Origin of the sequence: Paraglaciecola sp. 2405UD69-4, assembly GCF_047525415.1 — a bacterium.
In the GTDB taxonomy this organism is placed as follows: Bacteria; Pseudomonadota; Gammaproteobacteria; order Enterobacterales; family Alteromonadaceae; genus Paraglaciecola.
In genome coordinates this window covers 256,770-275,100 of the sequence record NZ_JBLIXM010000001.1, presented here as the reverse complement: position 1 = coordinate 275,100, position 18,331 = coordinate 256,770, and the positions used below count along the sequence as shown (strand labels likewise).

The following is an 18,331-nucleotide window of genomic DNA, read 5'->3' as shown; positions in this document are numbered from 1 at the left end:
TATTCATAACTAGAACTACTTTTGAGCGCGGCCTACATACTCACCGTTACGGGTATCAACTCGCACTACTTCGCCTCTTTGTACAAACAAAGGCACACGTACGACAGCACCTGTAGCTAAAGTAGCTGGCTTTCCGCCCGTTCCTGCGGTATCACCTTTAAGGCCTGGATCCGTATCAGTAATCTCAAGCTCTACAAAGTTGGCAGGTTGAACAACAATAGGCGTACCATTCCATAGAGTAATAGTGCAGGTGTCATTCTCTACTAACCATTTCACGTTTTCGCCCACAGCTTTTTCATCTGCAGCAATTTGCTCAAAGGTTTCATTATTCATGAAATGCCAAAATTCACCATCTGTATATAAATAATCTAACTCGGTGTCGATTACATCAGCACCTTCAACAGATTCACCTGACTTAAAGGTTTTCTCTAAAACTTTACCCGTAATAAGCTTACGAATTTTAACGCGGCTAAAGGCTTGGCCTTTACCTGGTTTAACAAATTCATTCTCAAGAATGTTGCAAGGTTCGCCGTCGAGCATTATCTTTAGGCCCGCTTTAAACTCATTTGTGCTGAAATTAGCCATGTGTCCTCGTAAATATAACTATGTTGAGTCTGTAATTGTTGCAAATAATACCTAAAAAACCGCTGTCTGTAGAGAGCAACTGGCAAAAAGAACTGGCAACGGGATTTTCTGACCCTATTTCTTTACTCAAATATCTAGAATTGCCCACAAATGAGTACCAAGAAGATATTAAGGCGAGAAAGCTTTTCCCTTTGCGTGTGCCTAAACCTTTTGCATCTAAAATGCTGAAAGGCGACCCTACAGACCCTTTATTTCTGCAAGTATTTACCAGTGCTCAAGAATTTAGTTCCGCCAGTCACTACTCTAAAGATCCACTTCAAGAACAAGATAATAAGCGCCCGGGAATTTTACATAAATACCAAAGTCGCTTACTACTACTTGTAAGAGGCGGATGCGCCGTAAATTGCCGCTATTGTTTCCGTAGGCACTTCCCATACAGCGACAACCATTTAAATAAGCAAGAATGGCAAGAGGCTCTAACGTATATTGCAGATAATCCACAAATCAACGAGGTGATTTATTCTGGGGGCGACCCCTTAATGGCAAAAGATGACTTTTTGGCATGGCTCACACAAGAAATAGAAAAAATTCCCCATGTCACAAGACTACGTATACATACGCGCTTACCCGTTGTCATTCCCTCAAGAATTACCCCTGAGCTTATTTCTTGGTTTAGCCAGTCTCGTTTAAAACCCGTCATGGTGCTACATATCAACCACGGCAACGAAATTGACAATCATTTAGCTGAAGCAATGAGTAAACTCACTAAAGCAGGGGTAACACTGCTCAATCAAAGCGTATTACTGAAAAACGTTAACCACTTGGTAGAGCAACAAGTCGAGCTTAGCGAAAAGTTATTTGCAATAGGGATAATGCCCTACTATCTGCACGTGTTAGATAAAGTAGAAGGGGCTGAGCATTTTGATTTACCAGACGCTCAAGCCAAAGCGTTACTGAAGGAAATGATAAAACGCCTGCCGGGCTATTTAGTGCCTAAACTCGTAAGAGAAATAGGCGGACAGCCCGGCAAAACGCCACTTGATTTACAACTTCATCCTTGATGCTAACTTTAAGCAAAAGTATCGATATTCGACCCAATTGCTGGATTAGCAGATGTTGTTTTTGGTGCTTCTGCTGACTCTAAAAGCTCTAACGTTGCTTGGCCTTCTACTTCTTGCTGTGATTTAGAAAGCTGTAGCGATTTAAGCTCTAAGGTTGAAGCAACAGACGAAGATGCGCCTGAAATATCCATACAGTGCTCCTTATTGCTTGTAGCATAGTACAAAAACGGGCAAAATCGCCCGCATCAAAATTTTATCGACAACCTTGAGCTAAACTTTAATCTGTATGCAAACAATTATTCAAACCCTAAGTGAAAATGTACAAGTAATCTATCGTAAATCTATAGACGCTGACCAAGGTATAACTCAGTTACAGCAAAGCGGAAAGGGGAAGTTTAGTGCTATTTTTGCAGAAGATGCAGGCTTTAAGGCTAACAGTAAATTTTTTAAACCTTATGTAGAAGAGCTAGCGAAACAAGTATTAGAACTAGAGAATAAACCAGACGAAACAATCAAAGCTGCGTTACCTGAGTTAGTAAAGAAAATAGAGTTACTGCTAACTACACTTAACCAGTTTCAGAAAAACGCCCGTTAATATTAAAGTGCTTCCCCTTCGAATTCAGCGTATTTCTGAATGACTAGCTCAGCAACTGATTGATTAATAAACGTTATCATTTGCTGATACGCTGGGCTGTCCACTTCAGTAAATCTTCTCTCGAACTCTTGCTTATGTAAGCCCTCAGGTAAGCCACTCACATCCGGGAAAAACAGCTTTTCATCTAAATTTACTGCAAGTATGTCTTGTAAATGACGAGCAGTTTTGGGGTTAGTCGCCGCTTTGGCAAACTTAATACCTGAGTAATCAGCCGCTAAATCTACAAAACTGTAACCACTGCCATCGTCACTTCTATCCATTAGCTCTTTAAACTCACCTATAGCTAAGCTAATAGCTTCTCCGAAGTAAATATTAAGAGCGGCTGAATATATAAAATGTTGATTTAAATCATCACGAGACTTCAATACGGCCTTCGCATTGGGTAACACAATTTGAGGTGGGTTAGGCTGCACATCTCCCACTAAACTAGCAAACTTATAATGTCCCACATATATAGCCAAAGCCATAATGGCCGCTTTATTTTCCATAGCCGCCGACTCATCTGAGGTAGAGCGATCTTTTGCTAAACTAAAAACAGGCCTCATATATTTAGCTAAAGATTGCGGTGTATTACGTTGCGACACACTCAACTCTGATACTTTTCGCAAATAAAAGGCAGTGGCTAAACGTAACTCTTCTTCTTCCTTGTTTATTTCATCTTGGCCAAGTTCACTTAGGCTTTTTAAGAATGACTGTAAAGGCAACATAGTAAATACCATGCTTTTATCTTTCATTACAACCTTGTCTATCAGTTGGATAAATTCTGTGGCAATGTCGCTATCCGTATACCAATTCGCTAGTTTCACGAGAATGGTTAAAGCAAGATCACCGGAAATGGCAATAGACCCAATTTTAACGTACTCCACCGCCACTCCCGAAGATGGCAATAAAGACGCTTCCACATTAAGGTATTCACCAATGGGGTTACTTGGGAGTTGATAACTTACGACAATTTGTGAGGATACTGGCGTAACGACTGCCATACCATGAAAGGGATGATGTGCCCTTTGCACAAAGCCCACTAAACTATTGAGTTGCTCTTCAGTAATAGTGATGTCTTGCTTATTTTCACTGTATTTAAGAGTATCTTGAAGCTGATACATTAACGCTTTTACAGACTCAGCTTTGTCCACTTGCGCTGCGCTAGATATATCCACTGAGGGCTTTGACTCAAGACTAAATAAAAATAAACCCGTTACTAATAAAATAATCACTAGCAAAAATACGGCTAAATACTTCAACAACCTAAACAAGCAGACTTCCTTTTTATCGGTTACAACGCTCTACACTTCTAGTAGCAGAGCACATTTATACCTCAGCCATGTTCCCTTTAGACTCTAACCATTCTTTTCTATCTGGTGCCCGCTTTTTAGCTAACAACATATCCATTATTTCTAACATTTGCTCGGCATCACCCACTGTAAGTTGCACCAAGCGTCGGGTATTAGGATCCATTGTGGTTTCACGTAGTTGTAGTGGGTTCATTTCACCCAAGCCTTTAAAGCGCTGCACATTAACCTTGCCGCGCTTTTTCTCTGCAACAATCCGGTTTAATATTCCTTCTTTTTCGCCCTCGTCTAGGGCGTAGTAAACCTCTTTTCCAATATCTATTCTAAATAAAGGTGGCATGGCTACATACACATGCCCTGTATTCACTAAGGTTCTAAAATGTTTAACGAACAAGGCACACAATAAGGTAGCAATGTGAAGCCCATCGGAGTCAGCATCAGCCAAAATACAAATCTTTCCGTAACGCAGACCACTTAAGTCTTCTGAGTCAGGGTCTATACCAAGAGCCACCGAAATATCATGAATTTCATTTGATGCTAACACTTGAGAAGAGTCCACTTCCCAGCTGTTCAGAATTTTCCCACGTAAAGGCATAATGGCCTGAAACTCTCTGTCTCTGGCTTGCTTAGCAGAACCACCAGCAGAATCACCTTCCACTAAAAACAACTCGGAACGGGTATTATCTTGGGTTGAGCAATCGGTAAGTTTACCTGGCAATGCAGGGCCTTGAGTGACTTTTTTACGGGCAACCTTTTTACTTTGACGCAAACGAGACTGCGCATTATTGATACACATTTCAGCCAATTGCTCAGCTACGTCAGTATGCTGGTTCAGCCATAAACTAAAGGCATCTTTGACCACACCAGACACAAAAGCTGCCGCCTGGCGAGATGACAACCGCTCTTTTATTTGCCCTGCAAATTGAGGATCTTGCATTTTAGTAGACAAGACATAACTACAACGGTCCCAGATATCTTCTGGGGTTAGTTTTACCCCTCTTGGCAATAAGTTTCTAAATTCACAAAACTCACGCATCGACTCCAGCAAGCCTTGACGCAAGCCATTAACATGGGTACCGCCTTGTGCTGTAGGGATAAGGTTTACATAACTTTCGGTGATCATTTCACCGCCTTCAGGTAACCACATAACCGCCCAATCGGCAGCCTCAGTGTTACCAGATATACTCCCTACAAAAGGTGCGTCTTCAGGTAGAGTGACATACTCTTTGACCGACTGATAAAGGTAATCGCGAAGGCCATCTTCGAAATACCATTCTTTTGTTTCATTGGTGATCTTATTGTCAAAACGAATACGTAAGCCCGGGCATAATACGGCCTTAGCTTGTAACACATGAAGAAGTTTAGAGACTGAAAATTTTGCTGAATCGAAATACTGAGGATCAGGCCAAAAATGTACCTTAGTCCCTGTATTTCGTTTACCACAGGTATCCACAATTTCTAGCTCTTGAACCTTATCGCCATTTTCAAAAGCAATTTGATGCACATTACCGTCGCGGCGAATATTCACTTCAACCCGTTTAGACAAAGCATTAACGACAGAAATCCCCACACCATGCAAACCACCAGAAAACTGGTAATTTTTGTTGGAGAATTTACCACCAGCGTGCAACTTAGTCATAATCAACTCAACCCCAGAGATACCTTCTTCAGGGTGAATATCTACCGGCATACCACGGCCATCGTCTGTCACTTCAAGGGATTGATCAGCATGCAGCACTATCTTAATTGAGGTTGCATAACCTCCTAATGCCTCATCGACACTGTTATCTATAACTTCTTGGCTTAGGTGATTCGGTCTAGTGGTATCTGTGTACATACCAGGACGACGTTGTACGGGTTCAAGGCCGTTTAAAACCTCAATGGCTTCTGCATTATATTGATTTGACATATTTTTTATTCAGAGCTCTTATTATTCGAAATTACGGATGAAACACTCACGGCTACACGCGGGCACCAATACATGTAAACCTATGTTATACCAAGCTTCATTTAGTCTTGCAGTAGAAACCTAAAAATATCTGGTAAGAATCGCTGAAAATCTTGAAAACTATGATCTCCACCTTGTTCAATGGTCATTTTACACCCTTGGTATTTTAGTTCTGCCTGCCGGTAATCTAAGGTTTCATCTGCAGTTTGCAGCAACACCCAATAGTTCTTTTTATCAGTAATATTGCCACAATCTAAAGCAACTAATTCTTTAATGTGTTTTTGCTCAAGGATAAATGGCTCACCAGAATTAGGGTTAACATGCTCGCCTAAATAATCCAAAAGCAGTTCATATGGTTTAACGGCTGGATTCACTAATACGGCTTTACCTGAGTATTTTTCACGCATGTATGTTGATAAATATCCCCCCAGCGAACTACCAATAAAGCGCAATTTTTTATCTGGATGCTTCAGAATAATCTCATCAATAATGTTTGCTGCATCTTGAGGGTAGTTAGCTAATTGAGGTACTTCCATATGCAAACTTGGATAATGCTCTTTTACAAAAGCAATGGTTTGCGTAGCTTTTACTGACTGAGGAGAACTTAAAAAACCATGCAAATATACGACTAAATAATCCACGTGTTAAACCTAATTTATACGATTAATTTCGTGATTGAATTGGCCACCTTCTTGTAATTCAATCACCCTATATCCTGGTTTTTCGTCACTTAAACCAAAAGATTCTGTATTCGCCCACTGCCAACAAGTTGAAGGACAAGCTAAATACAAGACACCATTTTGCTGGGTTTCTATATCAGAATGAATATGCCCGTACACCACCACTTTAACATTCGGATAAAGCTCCACTAACTGAGTAAAATCTTGGCGATTAAGCCACTCGTGTTTATCCATCCAGCCATTACAATTTATTGGATGATGATGTACCGCGATTAAATGAGACTTATCTGGTGCTTGCTGTAATGCTTGCTCTAGCAGCTCTAAGTCTTTACGACTAACATTACCTAACGCCCCTTCAAACTGGGAATTAAGCAAATGTAATTGCCAATTAGTATCATCTAAGGAAATAGGCGAGCGAAACCATAAATTCTCTTCAGGAAAGGTAGCCTTTAAATGCTCTATGGAATCATGGTTACCTGGCAAAATTAAAAGCTTACAGTCCAAATTTGCTTCAACCAGTAACTGTTTAAAATGTTGATAACTTAAGGCTGAAGCATCACCACTTAAGTCTCCAGTGACAAGCAACAAAGCTATTTGCTCAACGCTTACTTGACCCAATATATTTCGCAAACTCTGATAAGGATTTATATCCTTGTATCCGTTTTTTTGCTTATCTGCGAATAAATGACAATCTGATATTTGGACAATTTTCACAGGTCAAACACTATCGGCTGATAGCTTGCGCTTGATTACTTTGGCTTAAACAAAACTGTAACCACTCAGCTAAGAACAAGTTAACCATTTCTTTTTCATTTTTTTGGTACATCTTAATATTAGGATATTGGTAACTTGGTTTGAGAGAGCCTATATTTTGAGCCTCTAAGACTTCAGCCATTTGCGCATCATGGTAAAGCCTTACTTGTACTATTGGCTGTAAAAACTCAAAACCTACTTGGCTTTTCTGAGACATAATTAAGGTACTGGTGTAACGACTACACTCAATAATTTTGATGGTATATTGCAGCGCTTTGCTTATCTCAAACTGATACTCCAAGTCTTCGGTATCACAGTCTGGCAAAAGCTTTAGCAGACGGCCATAATTAAACTCACACACTTTATGCATGTTCGCTAATTTAGGCACATACTTTTTCTGCAACACATCACTCATTTGACCATATATCCAATATTTTTTGTTTATTCATCGCAAACCATTGTAAAACAATTATGGTTGCAGAGTTATCAATCTTACCATCCTCAAGCCAAGCCATGGCATCAGCCACCTTTACCCTATGAACTAAAATATCTTCACTTTCATGCTCTAGACCATGAACACCAATTGCGTCACGGGCATCTACCTCTCCAACAAAAAGGTGTAAGCGCTCAGTTGTGCCACCTGGGCTGGGTAAATAACTTAACGCTTTAGTTAATTGCTTTACCTGTACACCCGCTTCTTCTTGAGCTTCACGGCGGCAGACATTTTCAGGCGTCTCACCCGCATCAATAATGCCTGCAACGACTTCTAACAGCCAAGGGCTGTAAGGGTTAGACATGGCACCAATACGAAACTGCTCAACCATCACAAACTCTTCGAGCTTAGGATCATAAAGCAATACAGCTATTGCGTTAGCTCGCTCAAATACTTCCCGTTCAATGAGCTTACTCCAACCGCCTTCGTAAAGACGGTGTCTAAATACATACTTCACCATCTTAAAGAAGCCCTCAAAAAGCGGTTCTTCTTTGACAATTTCTACATCTTTAGTAGAAAATTGCAAAACATCGGGTTTGGACTTTGGATTTTCCGTTTTCACGTTAGCTTCGTATCGGGATATTCATAGCGAAATCGTACCATAGAATAATTTAGAAGTTCATTCGGGTTATCAAGTGCCGATATCCGTGTTCCAGAATAATATTCTGTTACACTTGAACCTTTAGTGTTACCACAAAGTATTGTTACTTAGCACTTGATTTGCTTAGACTTCTAATATCGACAAATATTCGGCAAAAGATCGGATTAGAGAACCACATAGGACCACCAATGAAAAAAACATTAATGTCGCTTCTGATCGGCGTGAGTATTTCGACATCAGCTTTGGCAGACGATCTTTATCAAGTCTATCAAATGGCGGTAGAAAAAGATCCAACAGTAAATAGAGCAAAAGCAGACAAAGACGAAGCTTTTGAAGGGATCTCTGTTAGTAGAGCCAACCTTTTACCTCAAGTATCTGGCTCGGTAAGTTACACAGATAGCACCTCAGAGTCTTTCAACTTTACTACCGATGCTGCCGGAAACCCTATTGTTGGCATAGTGGAAAGTGACACACAAACCCTTGGTTTAGATTTAGACTTATCTCTGTCTTTGTACGACCGTCAAAATTGGGTTGCTTTATCTCGCGCTGAAAAAGTAGCACAAAGAAGTGACATCAACTTTGCACTTGCCAAGCAAGACTTAATATTAAGAACCACCAATGCTTACTTGGATATACTGAGAGCAAAAGATAATTTAATCTTCGTTCAGGCAGAAAAACGCGCTATCGAACGTCAATTAGAACAAACCAAGCAGCGTTTTAATGTGGGTTTAACAGCTATAACAGATGTCCATGAAGCACAAGCTGATTACGATAATACTGTGGCTCAAGAGATCCTTGCTGAAAACGTAGTTGAACTTCGTCTAGAAGAAATGCGTGAAATCACGGGTAAATATTTAAATGCCGTTTCTGTGCTAAATACCGAAAGTTTTAGTGCATCACGCCCCACTCCAGCAGGAGTAGACAACTGGCTTAAAATCGCTGAAGAGAAAAATCTCGATCTTATGGTGAGTAATATGAGCAAAGAGATTGCCAGTGATGATATTGCCTCGGCTAAAGCTGGACATTATCCGACACTTTCTTTAGCTGCTAACTATAGTCGCGATGACACAGAGATAAATGGTAACAGTAGCTTCCCAGCAAGAGACAGTAACTATATTGCCCTAAGCTTAGACGTACCTATTTACCAAGGAAGCTCAGTAACCGCACTAACAGCCCAAGCCCGTTATCGTTTTGTTGCTGCAAGTGAAGATATGGAACTAACCTACCGTTCTACTGTTCGCTCTGTGCGCTCTGCTTATAATGATGTGATTGCATCAACCTCCACCATTAAAGCCCTAGAACAAGCAGTGGTATCTGCAGACAGTGCCTTAAAAGCCACTGAAGCTGGTTTTGATGTGGGAACCAGAACCATAGTGGACGTGTTAAACAGCACCCGTAACTTGTTTGATGCTCGCCGTAATTTAGCCAGTGCCCGCTATGATTACATCAGTGCCATTTTTGAATTAAAGCGTGCATCAGGTAACTTAACTGAAAAAGATGTAATTGATATTAACCGCGGCCTAAGTGCTGAAAGCTAACTATAAGCTTGATTAGTCATGGTTTAATCTGAATAACTTAAAAGGGCGTTGCGACGCCCTTTTTAATTGCACAACATAAGAAGTCATTTAAATATTTTGTAATTCTCATTAAAGCATTGACTGTAATCAGCAAATCACTATTCTAACGACGCGCTAAACAACCAACAAAAGATCCATGAAAGCTTCTACCCTACAAGACAAATTTATCCGTATTCGCTCCAACAAATTATTCGAAATATTTGTTGTGACAGTTATCGTTTTTTCTGCGTTATTAGTGGGTGCTAAAACCTACGAAATGTCGAACACCATGCAAAAAGTGACGTTATTTTTGGATTGGTTTATCAGTGCTTTTTTTCTTACAGAAATCGCGATACGTTTTTTAGCAGAGCCTCGCAAACGTGATTTTTTCAAAAGCTTTTGGAATGTATTCGACACCCTTATTGTGGTTGTTAGCCTTATTCCTGCCGATGATGCAGACTTAGCTGTTATTGCACGTCTAGTCAGGGTGTTTAGAGTGCTAAGGATGATTTCTATCATTCCTGAACTAAGAATACTGCTCGTTTCTTTGGTTAAAGCTCTGCCACAACTGGGCTATGTGATGCTGCTGATGTTTATTATTTTCTATATTTACGCCGCCATTGGCAGTACCTTATTTGAAGATATAAACCCAGTACTATGGGGCGATATCACTATTTCACTTCTAACTTTGTTTAGGGTCATGACGTTCGAAGATTGGACAGACGTCATGTACGAAACCATGGAAGTGTACCCATTTAGCTGGCTGTTTTATCTAAGCTTTATTTTCTTTACTGCATTTGCATTCTTGAACATGGTGATAGGCATAGTGGTAGGGGTAATGGAGCAAGAAAATGCCAAAGCCCGCGCAGAAAAAATGGAAGAAGAAGGTGAGCCAAGCTTAAAAGATATTTCACATCAGATACGAGCTCTACAAAGCCAAATTGAAGGCCTTCAAAACGGCAATAAGCCCTAAGTGTTTACTCATTCGCCTCTCAAATATCGAGAGGCGAATGACACTCTAGCTTTACTCCAAGCTGTATTTCACCTTCAACGCCTGCACTTTATCTAGTGATGATTGCAGCTTCCACTGCTTTTGCTCTATCTTGCGCTTACCAAGTACACTGTCACCAGAAGCGAGTAGCGTTTCCACATAATTTAAGTATATTTCTTCGCTTTCTAAATCATCGGTAATCACTCGGTTATATAAGCTTAGTGCTTCTTGGTAATCTTTTTCTGCCACATAGATTTGCGCTAGCGTATCTAAAGTGGCTGCATTACCAGGTTTGAGCTGCGCTGCTTTTTCTCCGAATTTTTTAGCAATATCAATTTCTCCCTGCTGCAAATACAGATAAGCCAAATTGTTATTGGCAATATAGTTATTAGGGTTTTGCTCTAACGCTGTTTTATAAGTCACCATTGCCGCGCCAATGTCACCACCAATTTGACGTTCTGCAAATAACATTCTGGCAACCAAATCATCGGGCTTGGTAATAAGATGATTCTCTAAAAATTGCAAAGACTCGTCGGTTTTCTCCATCAAGTCCAATATTCGAACCATAAGCAATACATTACGAGCACTATTCGTCTCTTCGTAAGCAACTTGAGCATTACTTAAGGCTGCAGCTAGCTCGTTACGGTTTAACTGGAAGCGGGCGAGTAAACCTTTAACTATAGCTTGGTCTATGACTTCAGGAGGTAACTTATCGTAAGATAGCTGAGCCTTGGCAAAATCATTTTGCATCAGTAGAAAGTGAGTATTTAAGATCTGCATTTGCACATCATCACGATGACTTAAAAAAGATTGGGTTAACGCCGCACCTTCTGCAAACTTATTCTGATTATCAAGTAACAACAATTTACCCATGACTGCATTTTTATCATTTGGTGCCAAGGCAAGCCATTTATCATAATGATCTGCAGCCGCTTTACGCTTGTTAGCACGTATTAAACTACTACCTAAGGTGCTCCAGTATTCTTTTGGTAAGTTCTCTTGGGTTGCGACTTCTTGTAATAAGCTGATGATCTCAGAATAATTTTGCTCAACAAGCAACACTCTCGCAAGTAACAACCTAAGTCCGATATTTGCTTGGTTGTTATTAAAGGTAGCTTTTATCTTTTCAATGCCTGCAGCTTGGTTACCTTGTTGTGCAGACACAAGATAAAATGTTGCTAATGCGCTAACATTAGTCGGTGAGTCTTTGAGCACTCCCTCTAAGATTTGCGCTGCGGTATCTAAATTACCTTGTAAGATATCTACATTAACTAGGGCTAACCTTGGTATTGAGGTTTCTTCTGACAAGTCTTTAGCTTTTTCAAATTCAATTCTTGCGGCTTCATACTCTTGTAACTTCACGTATACATCACCAGCCAATAGATACGCCTTGGCATCACTCGCTGCCGATTGTTTCCAGCTATCAGCCAACTCTAGGGCTTTGTCATACTGCCCAGTCACTAAATAAGCCTTTGCAAGTGTCATTTGCGCACTTTCTAGCTCAGGTGATTTTTCTACTGCCTGTTCAAGATTAACAATTCCATCTAGGTTATTAAGGGACAATTGCAATAAGCCTAAACGGGTCAGGTCTTCTGCAGTTCTGCTGATATCGCCAGACTTCTCAATTAGCGCTTCTGCATCTTTTTCAAACCCATCGCTGAGTAATTCATAACTTGCCTTTGAAAATAATGGTGCATCGGCTTCGGTAAGCTGATCTAATCGGCTCAATACATCACCTACTTCACTGGTTAATCCAAGTTGTAATTGACTCGCAGCTAATAATTTTAAGCCAGGGTGATTATTTGGAAGTGAACTCGCAATAAATGAAAGGTGACGATTGGCAGTTTCAAAATCTTGTAGCTGGTAAGCTGCAAACCCTGCAATAAGCCGAACTGGTGGTTCATCGATGCCATTACTTATTGCTAGCTCTGCATGAGACAAAGCCCCAGCATAGTCATTTTTATAAGCACTAATAGCAGCTTTAAGTTGATTCAATAGCGGGTGTTGTTCGTTTATTTTTAGTAAAGAGTCAACATAGGGCTCTGCCGCTAACATTTCCCCCAAGTCCACTAAAATTTTTGCTAAAACAAACCTTGTTTGACTATCTTCAGGATAAAACTGTACATAATCTTTAAAAACCTCTGCGGCTTCTTTTGGTTGATTTAATGCTAAATGCAGTTGTGCCAGTAGTTTCAATATCTCAGAATTTTGCGGAGACTCATCTCTTAGCTTTGCAACAACCTGCTGGGCTTCTGCAAATTCCGAGTCCAACACTAAACTATACGCTGCCGTTAACCCTTTAAATACAGAGTAGGTATCTAACGCTTTAAGGTCTTCTATTAGTAACCTCGCTTCATCAACCTTATTCAATCGAGCCAATGACACCACTTTGAAGTAGCCTATTTCGGCTTTCTGCGCTGTGGTTAAGCCTGCTTGTTCATGCTCTATTTTACTCAAAGCCGAATAGGCACCAGTATTTTGATAGGCCTGTGCAAGTAAAGGTAAAACCTCTGAACCGTCAAACCCATACTCTAAAGCACGGTTGAGTTCTTTCTCTGCACTTTCGTACTGTTTTTGAGCAAGGTAAACCTGCCCTAACTCAAACCTAGCAGTGGCTGACTTAGGATCTGCTTTGACTGCATTTTTAAGGGCAACAATTGCTGCGCTGGCATTGTCCTGTTCAAGATATTGTTTTGCGTCTTGAATATATTCTTCACTAGTTTGTTTGCCGCACCCTGTCATTAGTCCTAAAACTAACATGGCAGAAATATAACTTAGTTTTGGTCCAGTAAACCTCTTCATTTCCTGCTCCTTTGAATCCTGTAAAAATAAAAGTTAATTGTCAGTAAAGTTAAAAATACTATCCCAGCGAGTGTCTAATTGCTTCTGGGCCTCGGCTATAGGTAAAGCATAGTAATGGTGTTCCTGCTGAACAACAATGCCAAAACGCAGCAATTTAGCTAATGCATCAGCTATTTCAAAATCAAGATTTACATCAAAATTATCAGCTAACCAAACCTCAATTTTTGCATCCAACTGCTCACTACTCATAGGTCCTTCTATAATGAGAAAGTAGTAAGCCAAAATAGCTTCTTTACACTCTTCTTCTTCAGCCGCATCAATTAAGTGGTGGAATACACCGGCATTGTTATCTAAGTTCTTAAAATATAAATTATCAGATAATGCTTTCATAAATCGTAATTTACGATTTTTAAATTTACTCCACTCTTTAAATATAAAGCCACCCAAGACCCCAGCACCCGTTCCCAAGACTACCAATTGCTGATTACTAATGGTGACAGACTCATCACTTAACCCTAGCCAAAAGCTCAATAAACCTGCCAATACGACTATAGAAGCACCTAATTTAGTCACCAAGACCACTGCCCCTCCAGCAATAGCAGAGCCACCAATAATAGCCTTATCTATGGTTCGCATCCGTACCTCGCTATTGGGAAATAACATTTCTAAATCTGCTTTGGGGACATTTTGAAATAACTTAATGATTGTTGAACCTGGTTCAAAGTTACTTATGGCTTTTTTATGATGTGTAAAGTAGTCCTTATCCTTGAACTTAATGTAAACAGCGACCTTGTCGTAATTTGTGAAAGTGATTTTATCTTTTTTTAAGCCCCAAAATTTTCTAATGGTTTCTGTCTTCTGATATTCCCCCCTGCGATAAAAGACAATCTCAGAAAAATCATTAAATTCAACGGCTAAACGAACTTTAAACAATGACTCCTCATCTAGAGCATCCCGTAAATCTTGGTCGGTAATTTTTTCAAAATTAGCAGCATTTAGGACCTCTGCAAAAGCAGTGGCAAAAATACCTTGCCTCACGTTAAGTTGCTCTTCAGTTAAATCTTGTAAGGGTTGAGTATCAGAGTTGGGATCAAAAGGAGCATAATTATCCTTCAAAACCTCTAAGTTTTTATGGTACTCAAAATGTAAAGTACTCATGATTAACTGACATAATAATTGAAATTGTTTGGCGTTATCGCCAGATAAATCCCCACTATCAATACATGCTTGAATTAGGTCTGTTTTCCTTAAGGGAATAAACCTATCTTTACTCTTTTTTGTCTGCATACAACCTCAAAATATCGCCTTCAACTTTACGCTTGTTACCCTTAGGCCCTTTAAATGTTAACCACTTAGAGCACCAAAATTACATTTACATAACAAGATTGACATTAAAGAAGCAAAGTGACCGCCTAAAATCTAGAATTTGTAAAAATAATGCAATTAATCAACTCATTACATGGAGTATGTGGCAGTAATCGAATATAATTTAGCCTTTGAAACCGTGCCGGCTTCGCCTTAGAAAATTGTTTTACCAATTTAGAAATTGTTTTACCGATTCATATAATGCTGTGCCTGCCTGTACCCTGGGAAAACTTGATGACAACCCCATCTGAAATTACATTTAGAGATTTAAACCTACCCGAAGAATTACTGCAAGCACTGGAAAAAGTCGGCTATGAAAAACCTACACCTATCCAAGCCGAAAGTATTCCAATTATATTAAACGGCCATGACCTTTTAGGAACTGCGCAAACTGGTACCGGTAAAACCGCTGCTTTTGCTTTGCCTATGTTGGCAAACCTTGATCCAAACGACAAAAACACACAGCTTTTAGTATTGGCGCCTACCCGTGAGTTAGCAATTCAAGTAGCAGAAGCGTTTCAAGTGTATGCTAGTTTTTCTAAAAAGATTAATGTGCTACCAGTTTACGGCGGCTCTTCTTACGATAATCAAATTCGTCAACTAAGACGAGGAGCTCAAGTAGTTGTAGGTACACCTGGTCGAGTTATAGATCATATAAAGAAAGGCACGCTTAAGCTTGATAACTTAAAGTACTTAGTACTAGATGAAGCCGACGAAATGTTACGTATGGGCTTTATAGACGACGTAGAATGGATTTTGAGTCACGCACCAGAAGAACGTCAAACTGCTTTATTCTCAGCGACTATGCCTGATGCGATTCGTAAAATAACTAAACGTTATTTGAACGATCCTAAGCAAGTAAAAATTGCATCTAAAGCCTCAACAGCAAGTACGATTCGTCAACGCTATTGTCAAGTGGCAGGCCACCATAAAATGGAAGCCCTGACTCGTATAATGGAAGTTGAAAACTTTGATGCTGCCATAATCTTTGTGCGTACTAAAACTGCCACTATGGAACTTGCTGAAAAATTATCAGCTCGAGGCTATGCCGTTGAACCTCTAAACGGTGATATTCCACAAAACTCTCGTGAAAGAACAGTCGATCGCCTTAAAAAAGGTAAAATTGATATTCTAGTAGCAACAGACGTTGTCGCTCGTGGGTTAGATGTTGAACGTGTTAGTCACGTCATCAACTTCGATGTTCCTTATGATACTGAGTCTTATGTACACCGTATTGGTCGTACTGGTCGTGCTGGCCGTCAAGGTGATGCAATATTATTTATCTCTCATCGTGAAAAGCGCATGCTGTTTTCAATTGAGAGAGCCACAAAGCAATCAATCGATGCAATGACTATTCCTTCAATTTCACAACTAAACGAAACACGTTTAACTCGCTTTAAAAGCAGTGTGATAGAAGCAATGAGTGACTCTTCAATTGAAACACTCATACCTATCGTTGAGTCAATTCAAGAGCAAACAGAAGCAGCGCCAGAAGTTATTATGGCTGCTCTTGCAAAGATAGCACAAGGTGATGAACCTCTGATTCTAAAAGAGAGTGACCGCCCTGACCTAAATGCTCGTCCGCCAAGAAACGACAGAAATGAACGTGGTGGTCGTTTTGAGCGTGGTGGCCGTAACGAACGTGGTGGCGATCGTCCACCTAGACGTGAACGCAAATCAGGTCCACCAAGTGAAGGTATGCAAAGATATCGCATCGATGTTGGCCATACCCATGGTGTTAAACCAGGCAACATAGTAGGTGCAATTGCAAATGAAGCTAATATTAGCAGCAAGAATATTGGTTCAATTGAAATTTATGACAATTTTAGTACTGTAGATTTACCTAAAAACATGCCTAAAAATACCCAAGAGGTATTACAAAAAACCCGTGTAGCTGGTCGTAGTTTAGGAATGCGAGAGTGGTCTGATCAACCACCTAAAAAACGTGGAAATCCTGGTAACAGATAAATAGTTTTATTATTAATCAAAAGGGTCCGTAAGGGCCCTTTTTAGTTTCTACCTCCAATACCAAAGCCATCCTCTTGAAAAACCAAACAAAGTTAAGAATCAAATAGAATAATAATTCAGGAATAATTGGTTCTATCTTTAGAGTTTTAAAGGCACACTATTTAGGTCCATCTAACGAGCAACTAGCATGCAATATTTTCCCATATTTCTAGATACCCAAGATTTAACCTGTTTAGTCGTGGGGGCTGGAGAAGTAGCCGCCCGTAAGGTTGAGCTACTCCTTAAAACTTCAGCCAAGATAACAGTGGTCGCTCCTTGGGTCTGTGACACAGTGAAACAATATGCTGCTGACAATAAGATCCATCTTATTGAGCGTGCATTTGAAGCAGAAGACTTAAATGACAAACAAATGGTATTCGTGGCCACAGACAATAGCCAAACTAACAAAGATATTCATGATCTAGCGAGAAGCTTAAAAATCCTTGTAAATGTGGTAGATAACACACCTTTGTGCCAATTTATTACTCCATCTATTGTTGACCGCTCACCCATTATTATTGCCATGAGTAGTGGTGGCGTTGCCCCTGTATTGCTTCGTTATTTAAGGCAAAAACTAGAGTCGGTTATTCCTCAAAAAACCAGTCTGCTTGGGCAGTTTTCTGAAAAATTCCGCGAACTGGTGAAGCAAAAGCTTAAAACAGTAACCGAGCGTCGTTACTTTTGGGAAGATGTGCTAGACGGAGATATTGCAGAGAACATACTGCAAGGTAACGAGAAGCTAGCAGAACAAAAATTCTTAACAAAACTAGATAGCGATAGCCAATCCCAAACACAAGGTGAAGTGTATTTAGTAGGTGCAGGCCCAGGAGATCCAGACCTGCTAACTTTTCGTGCCCTCAGGCTGATGCAAAAAGCAGATGTAGTGGTTTATGACAGGCTGGTTTCACCTGAAGTTTTAGAGCTAGTTAGACGAGACGCCGAAAAAATTTATGTGGGTAAGGCCAAAAGTAAGCACTCTGTTCCTCAAGATGAAATCAATGCTTTACTAGCCAAGCAGGCGCTAGCAGGTAATAGGGTTGTCAGGTTAAAAGGAGGCGATCCTTTTATATTTGGGAGAGGTGGTGAAGAGCTAGAAACCTTAATTGAGCACGGTGTTAATTTTCAAGTAGTGCCAGGCATAACTGCAGCCAATGGGGCAGCAAGTTACGCGGGCATACCTCTTACCCATAGAGATCACGCTAAGTCCGTAGTATTTGCCACAGGCCATTTACGAGACAACAGTATCAATCTAAATTGGCAAGGCCTAGCACAGCCAGATCAAACCATAGTATTTTACATGGGCCTAACAGGCCTACCTGTGATCTGTGAGCAACTTGTTAAACATGGCATGTCAGTAAACACGCCTATTGCTATGGTTCAATCAGCCACAACCGAGCAGCATAAAGTGGTAACCGGAACCTTTGAGACTATTCAAAAAATAGCTGTAAAAGCCGACATCCAGCCACCAGCTTTAATTATTGTGGGATCGGTTGTGTCGTTACATCAAAAATTGAACTGGTTTAAAAATTAACGCCACAAATTTAA

Annotated in this window: 16 protein-coding genes; 6 read left to right on the top strand and 10 right to left on the bottom strand. The window is 40.2% G+C overall.

Annotation, left to right across the window (positions count from 1 at the left end):
* Positions 1-15: 15 nt before the first annotated feature.
* Positions 16-585, bottom strand: a complete 570-nt coding sequence (efp, locus tag ACMUMK_RS01245; protein ID WP_133467970.1) for an elongation factor P — start codon at positions 583-585, stop codon at positions 16-18.
* A gap of 35 nt (positions 586-620) precedes the next feature.
* Here efp and epmB point away from each other — a divergent pair, with 35 nt between their 5' ends.
* Complete coding sequence (gene epmB / locus ACMUMK_RS01240) at positions 621-1,646, top strand: EF-P beta-lysylation protein EpmB (RefSeq protein ID WP_414699313.1); 1,026 nt, start codon at positions 621-623, stop codon at positions 1,644-1,646.
* A gap of 8 nt (positions 1,647-1,654) precedes the next feature.
* Here epmB and ACMUMK_RS01235 read toward each other — a convergent pair whose 3' ends face one another.
* Positions 1,655-1,837, bottom strand: a complete 183-nt coding sequence (locus ACMUMK_RS01235; protein WP_414699312.1) for a hypothetical protein — start codon at positions 1,835-1,837, stop codon at positions 1,655-1,657.
* 95 nt (positions 1,838-1,932) lie between these two features.
* Between ACMUMK_RS01235 and ACMUMK_RS01230 the strand changes: the two genes are divergently transcribed.
* Positions 1,933-2,241: a hypothetical protein gene (locus ACMUMK_RS01230; protein WP_414699311.1), complete on the top strand. Its 309-nt coding sequence runs from the start codon at positions 1,933-1,935 to the stop codon at positions 2,239-2,241.
* Between the two features lie 2 nt (positions 2,242-2,243).
* Here ACMUMK_RS01230 and ACMUMK_RS01225 read toward each other — a convergent pair whose 3' ends face one another.
* The 6 genes from ACMUMK_RS01225 to nudF form a co-directional block, all read right to left on the bottom strand.
* The gene (locus ACMUMK_RS01225; RefSeq protein ID WP_414699310.1) at positions 2,244-3,554 is read right to left on the bottom strand and encodes a hypothetical protein; all 1,311 of its coding nucleotides are present in this window, start codon (positions 3,552-3,554) and stop codon (positions 2,244-2,246) included.
* Positions 3,555-3,609: 55 nt separating this feature from the next.
* Positions 3,610-5,499: a DNA topoisomerase IV subunit B gene (gene parE, locus ACMUMK_RS01220; protein WP_414699309.1), complete on the bottom strand. Its 1,890-nt coding sequence runs from the start codon at positions 5,497-5,499 to the stop codon at positions 3,610-3,612.
* Between the two features lie 101 nt (positions 5,500-5,600).
* Entirely contained in the window at positions 5,601-6,179 is a 579-nt protein-coding gene (locus ACMUMK_RS01215) for a YqiA/YcfP family alpha/beta fold hydrolase (RefSeq protein ID WP_414699308.1), read from the bottom strand.
* 9 nt (positions 6,180-6,188) lie between these two features.
* A complete protein-coding gene (locus ACMUMK_RS01210) occupies positions 6,189-6,932 on the bottom strand; it encodes a metallophosphoesterase (protein WP_414699307.1) in 744 nt (247 codons plus the stop codon).
* Between the two features lie 10 nt (positions 6,933-6,942).
* The gene (locus ACMUMK_RS01205) at positions 6,943-7,386 is read right to left on the bottom strand and encodes a DUF1249 domain-containing protein (protein ID WP_414699306.1); all 444 of its coding nucleotides are present in this window, start codon (positions 7,384-7,386) and stop codon (positions 6,943-6,945) included.
* Positions 7,379-8,026, bottom strand: coding sequence for an ADP-ribose diphosphatase (gene nudF / locus ACMUMK_RS01200; protein ID WP_414699305.1), 648 nt, complete (start codon positions 8,024-8,026; stop codon positions 7,379-7,381). Before nudF ends, ACMUMK_RS01205 begins: the two co-directional genes overlap by 8 nt.
* Positions 8,027-8,253: 227 nt before the next feature.
* On the opposite strand from nudF, the gene tolC reads away from it, so the two are divergent.
* Both tolC and ACMUMK_RS01190 read left to right on the top strand, forming a co-directional pair.
* Positions 8,254-9,603: an outer membrane channel protein TolC gene (gene tolC / locus ACMUMK_RS01195; protein ID WP_414699304.1), complete on the top strand. Its 1,350-nt coding sequence runs from the start codon at positions 8,254-8,256 to the stop codon at positions 9,601-9,603.
* Between the two features lie 175 nt (positions 9,604-9,778).
* The gene (locus ACMUMK_RS01190; RefSeq protein WP_414699303.1) at positions 9,779-10,594 is read left to right on the top strand and encodes an ion transporter; all 816 of its coding nucleotides are present in this window, start codon (positions 9,779-9,781) and stop codon (positions 10,592-10,594) included.
* A gap of 51 nt (positions 10,595-10,645) precedes the next feature.
* On the opposite strand, the gene prsT is transcribed toward ACMUMK_RS01190, so the two are convergent.
* On the bottom strand, positions 10,646-13,414 hold the full coding sequence (gene prsT / locus ACMUMK_RS01185) for an XrtA/PEP-CTERM system TPR-repeat protein PrsT (RefSeq protein WP_414699302.1): 2,769 nt from the start codon (positions 13,412-13,414) through the stop codon (positions 10,646-10,648).
* 33 nt (positions 13,415-13,447) lie between these two features.
* Complete coding sequence (locus ACMUMK_RS01180; RefSeq protein ID WP_414699301.1) at positions 13,448-14,701, bottom strand: TMEM143 family protein; 1,254 nt, start codon at positions 14,699-14,701, stop codon at positions 13,448-13,450.
* Between the two features lie 312 nt (positions 14,702-15,013).
* Between ACMUMK_RS01180 and ACMUMK_RS01175 the strand changes: the two genes are divergently transcribed.
* Together ACMUMK_RS01175 and cysG are read left to right on the top strand one after the other, a co-directional pair.
* Positions 15,014-16,747 (top strand): DEAD/DEAH box helicase, encoded by a 1,734-nt coding sequence (locus ACMUMK_RS01175; protein WP_414699300.1) that lies wholly within the window; start codon positions 15,014-15,016, stop codon positions 16,745-16,747.
* Positions 16,748-16,934: 187 nt separating this feature from the next.
* Positions 16,935-18,317 carry a siroheme synthase CysG gene (gene cysG / locus ACMUMK_RS01170; RefSeq protein ID WP_414699299.1) on the top strand — a complete coding sequence of 461 codons (1,383 nt, stop codon included), beginning with the start codon at positions 16,935-16,937 and terminating at the stop codon, positions 18,315-18,317.
* The last annotated feature ends 14 nt before the right edge of the window (positions 18,318-18,331 follow it).

Coding starts and splice junctions, on each gene's coding strand:
- cysG (WP_414699299.1), top strand. CDS start 16,935: ATGCAATATTTTCCCATATTTCTAGATACCCAAGATTTAACCTGTTTA.
- ACMUMK_RS01205 (WP_414699306.1), bottom strand. CDS start 7,386: ATGAGTGATGTGTTGCAGAAAAAGTATGTGCCTAAATTAGCGAACATG.
- prsT (WP_414699302.1), bottom strand. CDS start 13,414: ATGAAGAGGTTTACTGGACCAAAACTAAGTTATATTTCTGCCATGTTA.
- ACMUMK_RS01190 (WP_414699303.1), top strand. CDS start 9,779: ATGAAAGCTTCTACCCTACAAGACAAATTTATCCGTATTCGCTCCAAC.
- ACMUMK_RS01180 (WP_414699301.1), bottom strand. CDS start 14,701: ATGCAGACAAAAAAGAGTAAAGATAGGTTTATTCCCTTAAGGAAAACA.
- parE (WP_414699309.1), bottom strand. CDS start 5,499: ATGTCAAATCAATATAATGCAGAAGCCATTGAGGTTTTAAACGGCCTT.
- tolC (WP_414699304.1), top strand. CDS start 8,254: ATGAAAAAAACATTAATGTCGCTTCTGATCGGCGTGAGTATTTCGACA.
- ACMUMK_RS01230 (WP_414699311.1), top strand. CDS start 1,933: ATGCAAACAATTATTCAAACCCTAAGTGAAAATGTACAAGTAATCTAT.
- ACMUMK_RS01175 (WP_414699300.1), top strand. CDS start 15,014: ATGACAACCCCATCTGAAATTACATTTAGAGATTTAAACCTACCCGAA.
- ACMUMK_RS01235 (WP_414699312.1), bottom strand. CDS start 1,837: ATGGATATTTCAGGCGCATCTTCGTCTGTTGCTTCAACCTTAGAGCTT.
- efp (WP_133467970.1), bottom strand. CDS start 585: ATGGCTAATTTCAGCACAAATGAGTTTAAAGCGGGCCTAAAGATAATG.